Annotated in this window: 15 protein-coding genes; 11 read left to right on the forward strand and 4 right to left on the reverse strand. The window is 67.1% G+C overall.

Going from position 1 to position 18,767, the window contains the following annotated elements; genetic code table 11:
- Nucleotides 1-43 precede the first annotated feature (43 nt).
- Nucleotides 44-463 (forward strand): DUF1489 family protein, encoded by a 420-nt coding sequence (locus P73_RS19155; RefSeq protein ID WP_043870821.1) that lies wholly within the window; start codon nt 44-46, stop codon nt 461-463.
- Between the two features lie 28 nt (nt 464-491).
- Here the strand turns inward: P73_RS19155 and hisG are convergent, their stop codons facing one another.
- From hisG to hisS, 3 genes are read right to left on the reverse strand one after another with little or no spacing between them, the layout of a single operon-like run.
- Nucleotides 492-1,190, reverse strand: a complete 699-nt coding sequence (hisG, locus tag P73_RS19160; protein WP_043870822.1) for an ATP phosphoribosyltransferase — start codon at nt 1,188-1,190, stop codon at nt 492-494.
- Nucleotides 1,190-2,299 carry an ATP phosphoribosyltransferase regulatory subunit gene (locus P73_RS19165; protein WP_043870823.1) on the reverse strand — a complete coding sequence of 370 codons (1,110 nt, stop codon included), beginning with the start codon at nt 2,297-2,299 and terminating at the stop codon, nt 1,190-1,192. The genes hisG and P73_RS19165 overlap by 1 nt, the downstream gene beginning before the upstream one ends.
- Nucleotides 2,299-3,807, reverse strand: a complete 1,509-nt coding sequence (gene hisS, locus P73_RS19170) for a histidine--tRNA ligase (protein WP_043870824.1) — start codon at nt 3,805-3,807, stop codon at nt 2,299-2,301. The genes P73_RS19165 and hisS overlap by 1 nt, the downstream gene beginning before the upstream one ends.
- 138 nt (nt 3,808-3,945) lie before the next feature.
- Here hisS and P73_RS19175 point away from each other — a divergent pair, with 138 nt between their 5' ends.
- On the forward strand, nt 3,946-4,158 hold the full coding sequence (locus tag P73_RS19175; RefSeq protein WP_043870825.1) for a SlyX family protein: 213 nt from the start codon (nt 3,946-3,948) through the stop codon (nt 4,156-4,158).
- 7 nt (nt 4,159-4,165) lie between these two features.
- Here P73_RS19175 and dnaE read toward each other — a convergent pair whose 3' ends face one another.
- Nucleotides 4,166-7,684 carry a DNA polymerase III subunit alpha gene (gene dnaE, locus P73_RS19180; protein ID WP_043870826.1) on the reverse strand — a complete coding sequence of 1,173 codons (3,519 nt, stop codon included), beginning with the start codon at nt 7,682-7,684 and terminating at the stop codon, nt 4,166-4,168.
- Nucleotides 7,685-7,913: 229 nt separating this feature from the next.
- Here dnaE and xdhA point away from each other — a divergent pair, with 229 nt between their 5' ends.
- The 9 genes from xdhA (at nt 7,914) to panC (ending at nt 18,753) form a co-directional block, all read left to right on the forward strand.
- Nucleotides 7,914-9,275: a xanthine dehydrogenase small subunit gene (xdhA, locus tag P73_RS19185; protein WP_043870827.1), complete on the forward strand. Its 1,362-nt coding sequence runs from the start codon at nt 7,914-7,916 to the stop codon at nt 9,273-9,275.
- Nucleotides 9,275-11,686, forward strand: a complete 2,412-nt coding sequence (gene xdhB / locus P73_RS19190; protein ID WP_043870828.1) for a xanthine dehydrogenase molybdopterin binding subunit — start codon at nt 9,275-9,277, stop codon at nt 11,684-11,686. Before xdhA ends, xdhB begins: the two co-directional genes overlap by 1 nt.
- Nucleotides 11,683-12,597 (forward strand): xanthine dehydrogenase accessory protein XdhC, encoded by a 915-nt coding sequence (xdhC, locus tag P73_RS19195; protein ID WP_043870829.1) that lies wholly within the window; start codon nt 11,683-11,685, stop codon nt 12,595-12,597. Before xdhB ends, xdhC begins: the two co-directional genes overlap by 4 nt.
- Complete coding sequence (locus tag P73_RS19200) at nt 12,594-14,108, forward strand: ABC transporter ATP-binding protein (protein ID WP_052453424.1); 1,515 nt, start codon at nt 12,594-12,596, stop codon at nt 14,106-14,108. The genes xdhC and P73_RS19200 overlap by 4 nt, the downstream gene beginning before the upstream one ends.
- On the forward strand, nt 14,105-15,190 hold the full coding sequence (locus tag P73_RS19205) for an ABC transporter permease (protein WP_043870830.1): 1,086 nt from the start codon (nt 14,105-14,107) through the stop codon (nt 15,188-15,190). The genes P73_RS19200 and P73_RS19205 overlap by 4 nt, the downstream gene beginning before the upstream one ends.
- The gene (locus P73_RS19210) at nt 15,190-16,104 is read left to right on the forward strand and encodes an ABC transporter permease (RefSeq protein ID WP_043870831.1); all 915 of its coding nucleotides are present in this window, start codon (nt 15,190-15,192) and stop codon (nt 16,102-16,104) included. Before P73_RS19205 ends, P73_RS19210 begins: the two co-directional genes overlap by 1 nt.
- Before the next feature lie 31 nt (nt 16,105-16,135).
- Entirely contained in the window at nt 16,136-17,218 is a 1,083-nt protein-coding gene (locus tag P73_RS19215; protein WP_043870832.1) for a BMP family ABC transporter substrate-binding protein, read from the forward strand.
- Between the two features lie 165 nt (nt 17,219-17,383).
- Nucleotides 17,384-17,725 (forward strand): carboxymuconolactone decarboxylase family protein, encoded by a 342-nt coding sequence (locus P73_RS19220; RefSeq protein ID WP_043870833.1) that lies wholly within the window; start codon nt 17,384-17,386, stop codon nt 17,723-17,725.
- Nucleotides 17,726-17,904: 179 nt separating this feature from the next.
- Nucleotides 17,905-18,753, forward strand: a complete 849-nt coding sequence (gene panC / locus P73_RS19225) for a pantoate--beta-alanine ligase (protein ID WP_043870834.1) — start codon at nt 17,905-17,907, stop codon at nt 18,751-18,753.
- Nucleotides 18,754-18,767 lie beyond the last annotated feature (14 nt).

Below are 18,767 nucleotides of genomic sequence, written 5' to 3' on the forward strand. Positions count from 1 at the left end.
CGAAGATTCTGCCTAAGTAACGCACAAGACCTTGGGGGCTATTGTGACAAACCACATCCATCTTGTGAAGCTCTGCGTTGGCGTGGACAGCGTCGAACAGCTTGCGGCCTATATCGAGGCTGCGCCGGGAGAGACGCGGGGGCACACCACGCGCATGTGGCCGAAGCAGGAGGAGAAGCTCCTGAACGGCGGATCGCTCTATTGGGTCATCAAGGGCGTCATCCAGGCGCGGCAGGAGATCGCGGGTCTCGAGGAAGTGATCGGCGCCGACGGCGTGCGGCGCTGCCGCATCCTGCTCCGAAAGCCGCTGATCCGCACCGCGAATGCGCTACGCCGCCCGTTCCAGGGCTGGCGCTACCTCAAGCCCGAGGACGCGCCCGCCGACCTGCCGAAGGGGCGGGAGAACGAGCCGGACCTGCCCGGAGAGCTGGCGCAGGCTCTGGCGGAGATCGGCGTGATCTGAGTATTTCCGGCACAAAGGAAACGGGAGCTCAGTCTCCGAGCCCCAGCATGTCCCGAAGTGTCACGAGCGTCGCCCGCGTCTCGTCCGTCCAGGGTGCCTGGCGGGACTTGAAGAGGGTCGCCTGCGAGCGGTGCACCGGCTCGCAATCGAGGATCTTCAGGTGGTTGGCGCGCAGCGTCTCGCCCGTCGAGGTGATGTCCGCGATGGCCTCGGCGGTGAGGTTCTTCACCGTGCCCTCGGTCGCGCCCTGGCTGTCGACGAGCTGGTAATCCGCGACGCCATGCGCCTTGAGATATTCGCGCACGAGGTGGTGGTATTTCGTCGCGATCCTGAGGCGGAAGCCATGGCGCGCGCGGAAGGCGGCCGCGGCGGCGTCGAGGTCGTCGAGCGTGTCCACATCGACCCAGACCTTCGGCACCGCGATGATGAGATCGGCATGGCCGAAGCCCATGCGCGCGAGTTCCGAGACCTTGCTGTCCCATGCCGCCAGCTTGTCGCGGACCAGATCGGACCCGGTGACGCCGAGGTGGATGCGCCCGGCGGCGAGTTCGCGCGGGATCTCCGAGGCGGAGAGGAGCACGAGTTCCATGCCGCCGATCCCCTCGACCGCGCCGGAGTATTCCCGCTCCGCCCCCGCGCGCGACAGCACGATGCCGCGCTCGGAGAACCATTCGAAGGTCTTGTCCATCAGCCGTCCCTTGGACGGCACGCCGAGTTTGACGGCCATCACGCCTCTCCCTTCAGCGACAGCATCAGCCCCGGCCGGATCACCCCGCCCACCGCCGGGATCGACCGCCCCTGCCCCAGGACCGAGGTCAGCGCGTCATAGCGGCCGCCGGTCGCCACGGGCGGAAGGTCGGGACGGCCCTCGGCGTAGAAGCCGAAGACGAAGCCGTCGTAATATTCCATCGAGGTGCGTCCGTAGGAGGCCTCGAAATCGAGATGATCCACATCGACGCCCCGCCGCGACAGCGCCTGGCAGCGCCGGTCGAGGCGGCTCACCGCCTCGGAGATCGCCGGCAGGTCGACGGCGATGTCGCGCAGCGCGGACAGGACGTGCGGCAGGGTTTCCTTCAGCGAGAGGATGTCGTCGAGCAGCCCGATCTCCGCGCCGGAAATCGGCGGCTCGGCGGCGTCCTCCTCGAGCGCGCGGATCCGGGCGTCGATCTCCGTCTGCGTGCGCAGCCCGATAAAGGGCGCTTCCGCCTCGCCGAGGTTGGCCCGCACCCGCGCGAGGTTCTGCTCGCGCAGCGCCTTCCCCGCCTCCGAAAAGCGGCTCATCAGGGCGCGGAACCGGCGCGGCCGCCAGATGTGGCGCAAAAGCGCCGCGCGGCGGCGCTCCGTCGTCCTGAGGCCTGCGACGGCCGCCTTGAGAATGCCGATATCGCCCGTGGCGGCATGCAGGCCATGGCCGGCGAGCGCCCCGGAAAACAGGGCGAAGACCTCGGCATCCGCCCCGGCCGGATCGGAGCCGTCGAACACCTCGTAGCCGACCTGGATATATTCATTCGCCCGTTCCGGCATGTCTTCCTGCTTGCGGAAGACCTCGCCCGCATAGGTATAGCGCGCCGGCTCCGCGCCGTTGGACATGTGGCTCTGCACCACGGGCACGGTGAAGTCGGGGCGCAGCATCATCTCGCCGCGTTCCGGATCGGTCGTCACATAGGCGCGGGCGCGGATGTCCTCGCCATAGAGATCGAGCAGCACTTCCGCCGGCAACAGGATGTCCGGATCGACGGCAAGGGCGCCGCGCTCCTCGAACAGGGCGCGCAGGCGCGCCGCCTCCGCGCGCACCTCGGCCTTCGGAACATCGCTCCGGGGTCTGAACGGGGGCATCAGGACGAGCTCCCGAGGATCTCGCGCACCTTCGCGACCATCTGCTCGCGCGGCACCTCGTACTGGTTCGGGCGATCCTTCCATTCCTCGAGGGAGGCGTTTTCCGCGATCTTCGCCCCGAGGACCAGATCCTTGATCTGCACCACGCCGCGCTCTTTCTCGTCGCCGCCCTGGATGATCGCGACGGGGCTCTCGCGCTTGTCGGCATATTTGAGCTGGTTGCCGAAATTCTTCGGATTGCCGAGATAGACCTCGGCGCGGATGCCCGCCCGGCGCAGCTCACCCACCATATCCATGTAATCGCCCATCCGGTCGCGGTCCATCACCGTCACCACCACCGGCCCCTGCGCCGGCGCGCCGACGCGGCCCTTCGCCCGCAGCGCGGCGAGGAGGCGGTCAACGCCGATGGAGATGCCGGTCGCCGGCACCTCCTGTCCGGTGAAGCGCCTGACGAGATCGTCATAGCGCCCGCCGCCCGCCACCGAACCGAACTGGCGCGGACGGCCCTTCTCGTCGAGGATCTCGAAGGTCAGTTCCGCCTCGAAGACGGGACCGGTGTAATAGCCGAGCCCCCGCACCACGGAAGGGTCGATGACGATCCGGTCCGGGCCGTAGCCCTGGGACGCGAGAAGATCCGCGATGGTCTCGAGCTCCGCGACACCGTCGAGGCCGGTTTGCGAGCCCTGCACGAGGGTCCTCAGCCGTTCGACCGTCTCGGCACCTGTGTCGCGCCGCGCGGCCATGAATCCCATCACCGTGTCGGCCTGCGCCTCCGACAGGCCCGCGCCAGTGGTGAAATCTCCGCTCTCGTCCATGCGTCCCTTGCCGAGCAGGAGCCGGACGCCCTCCTCCCCGAACTTGTCGAGCTTGTCGATGGCGCGCAGCACGATGCCGCGTTCGTGTTCGAATTTCGACGGGTCGGCCGGGTCGAGCACGCCCGCGACCTCCATCACGCCGTTCAGCACCTTCCGGTTGTTCACCCGCACAATATAGTCGCCGCGCGGGATGCCCACCGCCTCGAGCGTGTCCGAGAGCATCGCGCAGATCTCCGCGTCGGCAGCGACGGAGGCGGCCCCCACCGTGTCGGCGTCGCATTGGTAGAACTGGCGGAACCGCCCCGGACCCGGCTTCTCGTTACGCCAGACCGGCCCCATCGCGTAGCGGCGATAGGGCGCGGGCAGGTCGTTGCGGTATTGCGCGGCGACGCGGGCGAGCGGCGCGGTCATGTCGTAGCGCAGCGCGACCCAGTCGCCGGGCCGGTCGCTCTCGGCCTCTTCCTGCCAGGCGAAGACGCCCTCGTTCGGGCGGTCCACATCTGGCAGGAACTTGCCCAGCGCCTCGACCGTTTCCACCGCAGAGGTCTCCAGCGCCTCGAAGCCGTAAAGATGGTAGACTTCGGCAATCCGATCGAGCATGGCCTTGCGTTCGGTCACCTCGGTGCCGAAATAGTCGCGAAAGCCCTTGGGCGTGATGGCCTTGGGGCGCGGAGTCTTCTTGGGCTTGGCCATGTCGGATCCCTTTTGGTCTCGAACTCGGGGGCGGCATAGCCCAAGGGGCGGTGCGGGGCAAGCGCGCGCGGGTGAAAGCGTCGCGAATCCCCGCTATGATGGACAGGCAAACCCGGTGTCAGCCGATGGGAGGCAGAGATGGAAAACGAAACCCGTATCGTCACACTCGAGGAACAGGTGGCCTATCTGACGAAGGTCGTGGACGAGCTGTCGGACGTGGTTGCGCGGCAGGAACGCGTGATCGAGGCGGCGGAGCGCCGGCTCGGCCTGCTGATGGAGGCCGAGGCCGCGCGCCAGTCGGAGACGGAGGGCACGGTGCCGCTCGTCGACCAGCGCCCGCCGCACTGGTAAGCGGTGCTTACATATCCTCGACCATCACCACCCCGTCGAAGGAGCGGATCGCGCCCTTCACCTCCGGGGTGACGACGAAGGGCTGGGGAATGTCGATCTCCACCTCGTTGGGATAGTCGGGCGCCATGATGCAGAAGGACACCGCGCCGCGCGGGGGCTGCCGCGCCTCCCGCGTGACGCGGGCGAGAAGCTCGCTCACCTGCGTCACCGCCATGACATCGTCGCAGAAGATCCTGAGCCCCGCCCCGCCCGCATCCGCCACGATGGCCTCCATCGGCGCGACGGAGCGGATCGTCGGGTCGAACTGACCGTCGCTGAACCGGCCTTCGAGCGTGATCACCACCTTGTCGTGTGCCTCGAAGATGGCATAGGCCGCGTCATATTCGTCCTTCTTGGGGAACATCGCGATGCCGGCAAGCTGTCCGGTGGCGTCGGAGACGTTCATGCGGAAATAGCGCGTGCCCTTGCCCGATTTCATCGGACGGAAGCCGGAGACCATGACGCCGACCTTGACGATGGCACCGCCCTCGGCCTCTGCCCTGGCCTGGGCGTCGGCGAGGGTCGCGATCTTCTTGCGCCGGAGCGCGCCCGCATAGTCGTCGAGCGGATGGCCGGAGAGGAAGAAGCCGATGGCCTTCTGCTCCTCCATCAGCCGTTCGGAGGCCACCCAGTCGCCCACGGGGGACAGGCGCGGCTCCGGCAGATCCTCTCCCGCATCGCCGAAGAGCGACACCTGGGAGGAAGCTTTCTGTTCATGGATCGCCGCGGAATATTGCACCAGCGCCTCGAGACTGTCGAAGACGCGGCGGCGGTTGCCGTCGAGCTGGTCGAAGGCGCCGGCGCGCGCGAGCATCTCGAGCGGACGCTTCCCGACCTTCTTCAGGTCCACGCGGCGGGCGAAGTCGAACAGCGTCACGAAGGGCTTGCCCCCCTCCTCGCGCGCGTTCACGATGAGCTGCATCGCCTCGCCGCCGACGTTCTTCAGGGCACCCAGCGCGTAGACCAGCTTCTGATCCACCACGTCGAAGGTGGCGAGCGACCGGTTCACGCAGGGCGGCACGATCTCCACATCGAGGCCCCGCCGCACCTCCTCGGCATAGATCGCGAGCTTGTCGGTGAGATGAATATCGCAATTCATGACCCCCGCCATGAACTCGACCGGGTGGTTCGCCTTCAGCCAAGCGGTGTAATAGGACACCACGGCATAGGCCGCCGCATGGGATTTGTTGAAGCCGTAGTTGGCGAATTTCTCCAGAAGGGCAAAGACCTCCTCGGCCTTCTTCTGGTCCACACCGTTCTTCTTCGCGCCCTCGACGAATTTCGGGCGCTCGGCGTCCATCGCCTCCTTGATCTTCTTGCCCATCGCGCGGCGCAGAAGGTCGGCGCCGCCAAGCGTGTAACCCGCCATGACCTGCGCAATCTGCATCACCTGTTCCTGATAGACGATGATCCCCTGTGTCTCCTCGAGGATATGGTCGATGGTCGGATGGATGCTCTCGAGATCCTTGCGCCCGTGCTTCACGTCGCAATAGGTCGGGATGTTCTCCATCGGCCCCGGACGATAGAGCGCCACGAGGGCCACGATATCCTCGATACAGGTGGGCTTCATCTGCCGCAGCGCGGACATCATGCCCGAGCTTTCCACCTGGAACACCGCGACCGTCTTCGCGTCCGAATAGAGCCTGTAGGTCTTCGCGTCGTCGAGCGGGATGAGGTTGATCTGGTTCTCGGCCCCCGCCGCCGGCTCGTAGAGCCGCGTGCCGTCCGGCGCGACATGGAGCGGGCGGCCGTTCTTGAAGATCAGGTTCATCGCCGATTGCACGACGGTAAGCGTCTTCAGCCCCAGGAAGTCGAATTTCACGAGCCCCGCCTGCTCCACCCATTTCATGTTGAACTGGGTGGCGGGCATGTCCGAGCGCGGATCCTGGTAGAGCGGCACGAGGTCGTCGAGCGGCCGGTCCCCGATCACCACGCCCGCCGCGTGGGTGGAGGCGTTGCGCAACAGCCCCTCGACCTGGCGGCCGTAGGTCAGGAGCCGGTCCACCACCTCCTCGTTGCGTGCCTCCTCGCGCAGCTTCGGCTCGTCCTTCAGCGCCTGCTCGATGGAGACGGGCTTGACCCCCTCGACCGGAATGAGCTTCGACAGGCGATCCACCTGCCCGTAGGGCATCTGCAACACCCGCCCGATATCGCGCACGGCGGCCTTCGAGAGGAGCGCGCCGAAGGTGATGATCTGTCCGACCTTGTCGCGACCGTATTTCTCCTGGACGTAGCGGATCGTCTCCTCGCGCCGGTCCATGCAGAAATCGATGTCGAAGTCCGGCATGGACACGCGTTCGGGGTTCAGGAAGCGTTCGAACAGCAGCGAATAGCGCAGCGGGTCGAGGTCGGTGATCGTAAGCACATAGGCCACGAGCGACCCCGCACCCGAACCGCGCCCCGGCCCGACCGGAATGTCGTTGTCCTTCGACCATTTGATGAAGTCGGCAACGATGAGGAAATAGCCGGGGAATCCCATCTGCTCGATGATCCCGAGCTCGAACCTGAGCCGGTCCTCGTACTCCTCGCGCGGCGCGGCGGGCTCGATCACGGCGAGGCGCTTCTCGAGCCCCTCCCAGGCCTGCTTGCGCAGTTCCTCCACCTCGTCATCGGCGAATTTCGGCAGGATCGGGTCGCGCTTGTAGGCCTTGAACGCACAGCGGCGGGCGATTTCCACCGTGGTCTCGATCGCCTCCGGCAGATCGGCGAAGAGCGCGGCCATCTCGGCCGGGCTCTTGAAATAATGCTGCGGCGTGAGGCGGCGGCGCGGCTCCGACTGGTCGACATAGGCGCCCTCCGCGATGCAGATGAGCGCATCATGCGCCTCGTACATGTCGGCCTTGGGAAAGTAGACGTCATTCGTCGCCACGAGCGGCAGGCCGAGATCATAGGCCCATTCGACAAAGGGCCGTTCGGTCGCACGCTCCCCCACCGTATAGGTTCCGTCCTCGCCCGGATGGCGCTGGAGCTCGACGTAGAGCCGGTTCGGATAGATCGCCTTCAGCCGCTCGAGCAGCGCGCGCGCCTCCCGCGGGTGATGGTCCTGCACGAGCTTTCCGACCGGCCCCTCCGCCCCGCCGCTGAGACAGATCAGGCCGCCCGAATAGCGCTCCAGTTCCTCGAGGCTCACCTGCGGCAGCGCGCCGTGCTTGTCGATATAGAGACAGGAATTGAGCTTCATCAGATGCTCATAGCCCTGTTCGTTCTGCGCAAGCAGCACGACCGGCGCGGGCGGCTTCGGCTTCCCGCCCGGCTCGGGCTCCCAATAGGCGACGTCGACCTGGCAGCCGATGACCGGCTGAATGCCCGCCCCCTTGGCATATTCGGAAAATTCGAGCGCGCAGAACAGGTTGTTCGTATCGGTCACGGCGACCGCCGGCATGCCCATGTCCGCAACCATGCCGCTCAGCTTCTTGAGCCGCATCGCCCCCTCGAGAAGGGAGTATTCGGTATGGACGCGAAGATGGATGAAACCGGGTCTGCTCATGGCCGGACAAGGCTATCTCACCCCATGGCACCGCGCCAAGGGCGAAAAACACGTTTTCCACAGGGATTGTCGCGCCCGATTTTTAATCATTCGGGCAATTTATGCGCAAACGCCCTGCGAGAATCCCTTGCAAATCCAGGCCGGGGCGGCTTTGCTCTCTAGGACAGGGACCACGCTTTCCGCCGCATCGGGCGTGGTCGAAGAGACAAGAAAGCGGCCGGCCTGATATATGGAGATCACCTTTCGGCTCAACGGCGAGGTCGTGACGGTCACGGAGACGCCGACACGTACCCTGCTCGATCATCTGCGCGAAACCCGCGGCCTCACCGGCACGAAGGAGGGCTGCAACGAAGGCGATTGCGGCGCCTGCACGGTGATGGTCGAGGATGCGCAGGGAAAGAAGCCGCTCAACGCCTGCATCCTGTTCCTGCCGCAGCTTCACGGCAAGTCGGTGGTCACGGTCGAAGGGTTGTCGGACGGGGAGGTGCTTCACCCGGTGCAACGGGCGATGATCGAGGAGCACGGCAGCCAATGCGGCTTCTGCACGCCCGGAATCGTCATGTCGCTTGCCACCGCCCATGCGCAGGGGCGGACCGACCACGAGGACGTGCTCGCCGGCAACCTGTGCCGCTGCACCGGCTACGCGCCGATCCTGCGCGCGGCGGCGAAGGCAGCGAAGGACCCGGTGCCGGAGGGGTTCGACCACGTCGCCTTTTCCGCTCCGGCCATCGTCGAACGACCCGAGAGCGCCGACGAGTTTGCCGCGATCTACGCACTGCGCCCGGATGCGGTGCTGATCGCCGGAGCGACCGACGTGGGGCTCTGGGTCACCAAGCAGCTGCGCGATCTCGACGAGGTCATCTTCCTCGGCGGGATCGAGGATCTGCGGGGCGTGACCGAAACGCCGGACACGCTGGAGATCGGCGCCATGACCCCGGTCGGGGATCTGGTCGGACTGTTCCGCCCGCTCTGCCCCTCGCTTGCGGAAATGTATCGCCGTTTCGCCTCCGTCCAGATCCGTGCCGCTGCGACGCTCGGCGGCAATATCGCCAACGGCTCCCCCATCGGCGACAGCCCGCCGCCGCTGATCGCCGCGGGCGCGACGCTGACGCTTCGCAAGGGCGAGGACCGGCGCAGCCTCCCGCTCGAGGCATTCTTCATCGAATACGGCAGACAGGACCGCCAGCCCTCCGAATTCGTCGAGCGCATCACCGTGCCGAAGGCGGGCCTGCGCGACCTGCGGGTCTACAAGCTCTCGAAACGCTTCGACCAGGACATTTCCGCGGTCTGCGGCGCGTTCAACCTGACCGTGGAAGACGGCAGGATCACCGCGGCGCGCATCGCCTTCGGCGGCATGGCGGGAACGCCCCTGCGCGCCCGCACGGTCGAGGCGGCGCTGACCGGCAAGCCCTGGAGCGAGGCCGCGATCGAGGCCGCGCTCCCCGCCTTTGCCGAGGATTACACGCCGCTCTCGGACATGCGCGCCTCGAGCGCCTATCGCCTGACCGCCGCGCGCAACATGCTGCGCCGCTATTTCGCGGAGCGCGAGGGCCAGGGCGTGTCGGTGCTCTCCGTCAGGGAGGGCGCGTGATGGCGGTCGGTTCCCCCCTCCCCCATGATGCGGCGAAGCTGCATGTCACCGGACAGGCGCGCTACATCGACGACATCCCGATGCCCGCGAACACGCTGCACCTGGCCTTCGGCCTGTCCTCCGTCGCCCATGGCGACATCACCGCGATGGAACTCGACGCGGTGCGCGCAGCCGAGGGCGTCGTCGCGGTGATGACCGCGGAGGATTTCGACGGCGAGGTGCCGGACTGCTCGCCCTCTCTCGGCGACGAACCGCTTCTGACCTCCGACGTGGTGCATTACGTCGGCCAGCCGGTCTTCCTCGTCATCGCGACTTCGCATCTCGCCGCCCGCCGCGCCGTCCGCCTCGCAAAGATCGACTATGACGAACGCCCCGCGATCCTCGACTACGACACCGCGCTGCGTGAGAAATCGCATTTCGAGGACGGTCCGCGCATCTACAGCTGCGGCGACGCGGCGAAGGCCATCGCCGGCGCGCCGCACCGGATCGAAGGCACGATCGAGATGGGCGGACAGGAGCATTTCTATCTCGAGGGACAGGCCGCCGCCGCGCTGCCGCAGGAAGGCGGCGACATGATCGTCTATTCCTCGACACAGCACCCTTCCGAAGTGCAGCACAAGGTCGCCCACGCGCTCCACGTCCCGATGCACGCCGTGCGGGTGGAGACGCGGCGGATGGGCGGCGGCTTTGGCGGGAAGGAGAGCCAGGGCAACTGGCTCGCCATCGCCTGCGCCGTCGCCGCCCGCGCCACGGGCCGCCCCTGCAAGATGCGCTATGACCGCGACGACGACATGATCGTCACCGGCAAGCGCCACGATTTCCGCATCTCCTACACCTGCGGTTTCGACGGGGAGGGCCGTATCCTCGGCATCGACTTCCTGCAACTCACCCGCGCAGGCTGGTCGATGGACCTCACGCTGCCGGTGGCGGACCGGGCGATGCTCCATGCCGACAACGCCTATTTCCTGCCGAACGCGCGGATCGAGAGCCATCGCCTGCGGCTCAACACCCAGTCCAACACCGCCTATCGCGGCTTCGGCGGGCCGCAGGGCGTCCTCGGCATCGAACGTGTGATCGACCATATCGCCCATACGCTCGGACGCGATCCGGCGGAGGTGCGGCGGCTCAACTATTACGACGAGATGGTGGTTCCCGTGGCAGGCGAGGGCGTGCCCGAGGACCATATCGTCTCCGTCGACTACGACCCGCTGTCGCGCGGCGGCGAGGAACACGACACCGGCCATGCCCGGCTCTCGGGCGGGCGGCACAGCCCGCGCGGCAAGCTCACCCCCTACGGGCAGGAGGTCGAGGATTTCATCCTCCACGGCATGACCGAACGCCTCCTGTCGCAGGCCGACTGGAGCGCCCGGCGCAGACAGGTGGCAGAGTGGAACGCCCGCAATCCGATCCTGAAGAAGGGGCTCGGCATCTCGCCGGTCAAGTTCGGCATCTCCTTCACCCTCACCCATCTCAACCAGGCGGGCGCGCTCGTCCATGTCTACAGCGACGGCTCCCTCCATCTCAACCACGGCGGCACCGAAATGGGACAGGGCCTGTTCCAGAAGGTCGCGCAGGTCGCGGCCTCCGAATTCGGCATCGGGATCGAGCGGGTGAAGATCACCGCGACGGACACGGGCAAGGTGCCCAACACCTCGGCCACCGCCGCCTCCTCCGGCTCGGACCTGAACGGCATGGCGGTGAAGAACGCCTGCGACCGCATCCGCACCCGGCTCGAGGTCTTCCTGCTCGACTGGTTCGGCGACAGCGACGTGACATGGCAGGACGGCCGCGTCCGGTTCGGCAATCACGACATGAGCTTCGAGGAGGTCGTGAAACTCGCCTACATGAACCGCGTGAGCCTCTCGGCCACCGGCTATTACAAGACGCCAAAGATCGAATGGGACCGGATCGCCGGGCGGGGGCGGCCGTTCTTCTACTTCGCCCATGGCATCGCGATCAGCGAAGTCGTCCTCGATACGCTGACGGGGGAGAACCGCATCCTGCGCGCCGACATCCTCCATGATGTCGGCAACTCCCTCAATCCCGCCATCGACATCGGCCAGATCGAAGGCGGCTATGTGCAGGGGGCGGGCTGGCTCACCACAGAGGAACTCGTCTGGGACGCCAAGGGACGGCTCAGGACGCATGCGCCCTCCACCTACAAGATCCCGGCGGCCTCGGACGCGCCCGATGTGTTCAACATCACGCTCTGGGACGGGCAGAACCGGGAGGAGACGATCTATCGCTCGAAGGCCGTGGGCGAACCGCCCTTCATGCTCGGGATCTCCGCCTTCCTCGCCCTGTCGGATGCGGCCGCCGCCTGCGGTCCGCATTACCCGGCCCTGAATGCGCCCGCCACGCCCGAGGAATGCCTCGCGGCCATCGCCCGCGCGCGGGGAGAGGCCGCATGAGCTTTGATCGCGACGCCCTTGCCCGCGCCATTGCCGCCCACGGTCGTGTGGCGCGTATCGTCGTGGCGGAAGTGCACGGCTCCGCCCCCCGCGAAGCGGGCGCCGCGATGCTCGTCTGGCCGGGCGGCCAGGAGGGCACCATCGGCGGCGGCACGCTGGAATACGAGGCGGCGCGCACGGCCTTCACCGCGCCGCGATTGCGCCGCCTGCCGCTCGGCCCCGCCATGGGGCAATGCTGCGGCGGCGCCGTGACGCTTCTGACGGAAGTCTTCGAGACCGTGGACACGATCCCGTCCGACATCTTCGCCCGCGGACCTGGCCCCATGCCCTTCGCGGTGAAAAAGGCGCTCGCAGCGGCGCGCGGGCAAGGGACGGTCGCCCCGCGCCTCCTCGGGGACTGGATGGTCGAGCCGGTCACGCGCCCCACGCGCCCGGTCTGGGTCTGGGGCGCGGGCCATGTCGGCCGGGCCATCGTCGCCACGCTCGCCCCCCTGCCCGGTCTCGCGATCACCTGGGTGGACACGGCGGCGGAACGCTTTCCCGATCCTCTCCCCCATGACACCGTCACACGGCTCATCGCGGAAAATCCGGCGGAGTTCGTGGCCTATGCGCCACGGGAGGCCGAGCACCTGATCCTGACCTATTCGCATGCGCTCGATCTGGAATTGTGCCACCGGCTGCTGGACCGGGACTTCGCCTTTGCCGGCCTCATCGGGTCGAAGACGAAATGGGCGCGGTTCAGATCGCGGCTTGCCTCTCTCGGCCATTCGGCGCATCAGATCGACCGTATCACCTGCCCGATCGGCGATCCGGCCCTGGGCAAGCACCCGCAGGCCATCGCCATCGGCGTGGCGGCCGACCTCATCACCCGCGCGATCCGCGCCCGAGCGACACAGGAAAGATCCGCGTGACTGCCCTTCTCTCCGTCAATGGCCTGACCCGAGACTATCCCGGCGTGCGCGCCAATGACGATGTGTCCTTCGAGATCGGCGCGGGCGAGGTCCACGCGCTCCTGGGTGAGAACGGGGCGGGAAAATCCACCCTGGTCAAGATGATCTACGGGCTGGAAAAGCCGGACTCGGGCACGATGACGCTGCACGACGCGCCCTATGCGCCCGCCAGCCCGCAGGCCGCGCGCGCGGCGGGCGTGGCGATGGTGTTCCAGCATTTCTCGCTCTTCGAGGCGCTCACCGTCGCCGAGAACGTCGCCCTCGGCATGGAGAACCCGCCGAAGCGCCGCGATCTCGCCCGCGCGATCCGCGACGTGTCGGAAACCTACGGTCTGCCCCTCGATCCCGACCGGATCGTGGGAGATCTCTCTGCGGGGGAACGACAGCGGGTGGAGATCATCCGCTGCCTGCTCCAGAACCCGAAACTCCTGATCATGGACGAGCCGACCTCGGTTCTGACGCCGCAGGAGGTCGGGATCCTTTTCGAGACCCTGCGCAAGCTCCAGTCCGAGGGCACCTCCATCCTCTACATTTCCCACAAGCTCGAGGAGATCCGCGCGCTCTGCGACGGGGCGACGATCCTGCGCCTCGGCAAGGTCGTGGGCGAATGCGATCCGAAGACGACGACGGCACGCGAGATGGCGGAACTCATGGTCGGCAGGACGCTGCACGTCCCCACGCGCGAGAGTGCGCAGGCGGGGGAGGTTCTTCTGGAACTGCGGGCGCTCGACTTCGCGCCCGCCAACCCCTTCGGCACCCGGCTCAAGGGCGTCTCGCTCAGCCTGCGCGCGGGCGAGGTGCTCGGCATCGGCGGGGTCGCGGGCAACGGACAGGACGAACTGCTTTCCGTGCTCTCCGGAGAGGCGACGACGGCGAAGGGCTCGGTGCGGTTCGCCGGCACGGATGTGAGCGCCCTGGGGCCCAACCCGCGCCGCAGGCTGGGCCTGCTCACCGCGCCGGAGGAACGTCTCGGCCATGCCGCCGCACCCAACATGAGCCTCACGGAAAACGCCGCGTTGACCGGCACGATCCGGCGCAGGCTCAGCCGCAACAGGTTCCTGAACTGGCGCCGGGCCGAGGAGTTCGCACGCGAGGTCATCGCGGATTTCGACGTGCGCACGCCGGGACCGCAGGCCGCCGCGCGGTCGCTCTCGGGCGGGAACCTCCAGAAATTCGTCATCGGCCGCGAGGTGTTGCAGGACCCGAAGGTGCTCGTCGTCAACCAGCCCACATGGGGCGTCGACGCGGCGGCCGCCGCCGCGATCCGGCAGGCGCTGTTCGACCTCGCGGCGCGGGGCGCGGGCGTTGTCGTCATCTCGCAGGACCTCGACGAGCTCATGGAGATCTCCGATCATTTCGCCGCCCTGAACGAGGGCCGCCTGAGCCCGCCGCGCTCCACCACGGGGCTCACCGTGGAGGAGATCGGCCTGATGCTGGGCGGGGCGCATGACATGGAGGTTGCCGAACCGTGATCGCATTCGTGAAACGCCCGCAGCCCTCCCGCGCCTGGATGCTCGCGACGCCGCTGCTTGCCGTGATCGTCACCATGATCCTCGGCGGTATCCTCTTCGCGCTGATGGGCAAGGACCCGGTGGAGGCGATCCGCACGATCTTCTGGGATCCGCTGTTCAACCCGCAATTCGCAGGCTATTCCCGCCCGCAGCTTCTGGTGAAGGCCGCCCCGCTCATCCTCATCGCCATCGGCCTGTCGCTCGGGTTCAAGGCGGGGATCTGGAACATCGGGGCCGAGGGGCAATATATCATGGGCGCGCTCGCCGGCGCCTCGGTCGGGCTCGCGCTCTACCCGCTCGATGCCTGGTGGATCTTTCCGCTCATGGTGGTCGCGGGCGCGGTCGGCGGCTTTCTCTGGGCGCTGATCCCGGCGCTCCTGAAGACCAGGTTCAACACCAACGAGATCCTCGTCTCGCTGATGCTGGTCTATGTCGCCGAACAGCTTCTCGCCTCCGCCTCCCTCGGCCTGCTGCGCAATCCGGAGGGCAACGGCTTTCCCGGCTCGCGCAACCTCTCGCGCATCGACTGGCTGTCGAACCCGGAGCTGATCCCCGGCACCGGCGCGCACTGGGGCGTCGTCGCCGCGCTCGGCGCAGTGGTCGCGGCCTATGTCCTGCTGAACCGGCACCTCATGGGCTTCCAGATCCGGCTCACCGGCGAAAGCCCCCGCGCCGCGGGCTTCGCGGGCGTGAACGCCGCCCGGCTCGTCGTCTTCTGCCTCGGCACCGCCGGCGCATTGGCGGGGCTCGCCGGGCTTTTCGAGGTGACGGGACCGGCGGGCCAGATCTCCATCGACTTCAACGCGGGCTATGGCTTCACCGCGATCATCGTCGCCTTCCTCGGCCGGCTGCACCCGGTCGGCATCCTGCTTGCCGGGCTCCTGCTCGCGCTGACCTTCATCGGCGGCGAACTCGCGCAATTCATGCTCGGCCTGCCGTCCTCGGCCATCCAGGTGTTTCAGGGCATGCTGCTGATGACGCTCCTGGGAATGGACATCCTCGTGAACTACCGGCTCGTGATCGGCAAGGGAAAGGCCGCGTGATGGATTTCGGCTCAATCAACATCGTGGTGCTCATGGTCGCCTCGACCCCGATCCTGCTCGCCGCGCTCGGAGAGATGGTGACGGAGAAATCGGGCGTCCTGAACCTCGGCGTCGAGGGGATGATGATCACCGGCGCCGTCTGCGGCTTCATCGCCGCCGTGGAAACCGGCTCCCCGACGCTCGGCTTCCTCGCCGCCGCCCTCGGCGGCGCGACGCTTTCCATGCTTTTCGGCCTGCTCACGCAGGTCTTCCTCGCGACGCAGGTGCCCGCGGGGCTCGCGCTCACCCTCGTCGGAACCGGACTGGCCTCCCTGCTCGGACAGAACTACCAGGGCCGCACCCCGCCGCGCGTCCCGGATCTCGACATCCCCGTGCTCGAGGCGATTCCGGTCCTCGGCCCGATCCTCTTTCGCCACGACGCGATCGTCTATCTCTCGCTCCTTTCGGTGATCGCCGTCTGGGCCTTCCTCAAATTCACCCGCGCGGGCCTCATCCTGCGGGCGGTGGGCGAGAACCATGCCGCCGCCCACGCGCTCGGCTACAAGGTCAAGGCCGTGCGCCTTGCCGCGATCGGCTTCGGCGGCGCCATGGCCGGGCTCGGCGGCGCCTACATCAGCCTGGTGCGCGTGCCGCAATGGACCGACGGGATCACCGCCGGCATCGGCTGGATCGCCCTCGCCATCGTCGTCTTCGCAAGCTGGCGCGCCGGCCGCGTCCTGATCGGCGCCTATCTCTTCGGCGGCATCACCGTCCTGCAACTCAACCTTCAGGCCGCAGGGGCGCGGGTGCCGGTGGAGCTTCTGTCCATGTCGCCCTTCCTTGCGACCATCCTTGTCCTTGTCGTCATTTCCGCCCGGCGTCATGGTGCCACCAACGCACCCGCAATGCTGGGGCGGGTTTTCCATGCCTCTTGAGGCGCATCTCATTCAACAGGGGAGTAACACCATGAAACGCAGAACCTTGCTGACCGCCGCCGCCGCTTCGGCGCTCGCGCTCGGCGCAGCCCTGCCCGCCTTCGCCCAGGATCCGGTGAAGGTCGGCTTCATCTATGTCGGCCCGCGCAACGATGGCGGCTGGTCGCAGCACCACCACGAAAGCGCCATGGAGATGAAGGAGCATTTCGGCGACGCAGTCGAGCTCGTCGAACAGGAAAGCGTGCCTGAAGGCCCCGATGCCGAACGGGTGATGACCCAGATGGCCCTGTCGGGGGCCGACATCATCTTCACCACCTCCTTCGGCTACATGGATGCGACGATCAATGTGGCGGAGAAATTCCCCGATGTGAAATTCGAGCACGCGACCGGCTACAAGACCGCCGAGAACGTGGGCGTCTATTCCGCCCGCTTCTACGAGGGACGCGCGGTCGAGGGCTTCCTCGCGGGCCACATGACCGAAAGCGACAAGATCGGCTATATCGGCTCCTTCCCGATCCCCGAGGTCATCCGCGGGATCAACGCCTCCTATCTCCATGCGAAGAAGGTCAATCCCGAGGTCGAGATGTCCGTCATCTGGCTCAACACCTGGTTCGACCCGGCGAAAGAGGCCGACGCCACGCAGGCGCTGATCGACAACGGCGTGGATGTGGTGCTCCAGCACACCGATTCCACCGCGCCGCAGATCACCGCGCAGAAGGCCGGCAACGTCTATACCTTCGGCCAGGCCGCCGACATGGCTGAATTCGCGCCGATGCCGCGGATCTCCTCGATCATCGACGAATGGGCGCCCTATTACATCGAGCGCGTGCAGGCCGTGATCGACGGCACCTGGGAAAGCGACAACACCTGGGCGGGAATCGGCGACGGCATGGTCGGCATCGGCGAGATTTCCTCCGCCGTGCCCGAGGACATCAAGGCCGAGGCGGAAGCCCTGCGCGACAGCATCGCGGACGGCTCCTACCATCCGTTCACCGGCCCGATCAACAAGCAGGACGGCTCCGCCTGGCTCGCCGAGGGCGAAGTGGCCGATGACGCCACCCTCGTCGGGATGAACTTTTACATCGAGGGGCTGACGGGCGAGATCCCGCAATAAGCGCCCCTGGGAACCGTTCAGGAGAAAGGCTCGCCCTCCGCGGGCCTTTCCCATGTTGCACCGATACATTCAATAATTTGATTTCATTGATCCCGATCAAGGCCCCGCTCCCGCGCCCGTGGCAGGAAAGCTGCAACGAAGCACACCGGAGAGAAGGAGACATCAATGGGCTGGGTCGAAAAGAACGAGACGATGCGCGAGGCGCTGCGCACCCTCAACAAGGCCAACCGCAGCATCCCCGCCGGCTTCGGCGCCATGTCGAAGGCGGCGATGGAAGGCAACCACCTCGACGGGAAGACCAAGGAAATGGTCGCCCTCGCCGTCGCGGTGGGCCTGCGCTGCGAAGCCTGCATCGGCTTTCACGTCGAGGCGCTGATCAGGCAGGGAGGCACGCGCGAGGAACTCGCCGAAATGCTCGCCATGTGTATCCAGATGGGCGGCGGTCCCGTGCTGATGTACGCAGCCAAGGCGCTCGAGTGCTGGGACGAGCTGGCGGCTGTGGCATAGGTCATGTCCCGCCCGCCGCGCCGGCGGCCGGCAGCGCGGAAACCCCACGGAATTTCGGTGCAGGCGCTGCGCCGCTCCGCCCCCGTCCGTTGCAAAGGCGCACAGCCCGCCTCGCTTGCCGCCTCGCCGCGGTCTGAGTATGGTCGCGCCAGTTCGCGAGCGGCGCTGGGAGGGAAGCGATGAAAATCTGCCGGACGAAGGAAGAGATCCGTGCGGAGGTCGGTGGCTGGCATGCCGGCGGGGAGGATGTCGGCCTCGTCCCGACGATGGGCTTCCTGCACGAGGGCCACATGACGCTGGTGCAGGCCGCGCGGGCCAGCAGCGACCGCGTGGTCGTCTCGATCTTCGTCAATCCCACGCAATTCGGCGAGGCGGCCGATCTCGACGCCTATCCCCGAGATGAGGCGCGCGATTTCGCCATGCTCGAGGCGGCCGGGGTCGATGCCGTCTTCGCCCCCGACGTGGCGGAGATGTATCACGAAGACAAGCAGACGACGGTCGAGACCGAGCATCTCGCGACCATGCTGATGGGCGCCTTGCGCCCCGGCCACTACAAGGGCGTCTGCACCGTCGTCACCAAGCTCTTCAACATCACCGGCGCCGACCGGGCGTTCTTCGGCGAAAAGGACTACCAGCAGCTCCTCGTGATCCGGACCATGGTGCGCGATCTCGACATGCCCGTCGAGATCCAGGGCGTCCCGACCGTGCGCGAGCCGGACGGGCTCGCCATGTCCTCGCGCAACGTGCGCCTCTCGCCTCAGGACCGCACCGCCGCACTCGTCCTGAACAAGGCGCTGGCCTTCGCCGACTACGAGGTCTCCGACGGGCGCAGCGCGCCCGATCTCGAGGCGGAGATCCGCGCTTTCATCGCCCGCGAGCCACGCGCGACGATCGAAAGCGTCGACGTGCGCGACGCCGCGACGCTCGAGCCCGTGCCGGGGGAGATCACCCGCCCCGTGGTGATCCTTCTCGCGGCGCGCTTCGGCGATGTGCTACTCATTGACCAACGGGTCGCCAATCCGGCCTGAGGCCGAAGGAGGAA

The organism is Celeribacter indicus (assembly GCF_000819565.1).
In the GTDB taxonomy this organism is placed as follows: Bacteria; Pseudomonadota; Alphaproteobacteria; order Rhodobacterales; family Rhodobacteraceae; genus Celeribacter; species Celeribacter indicus.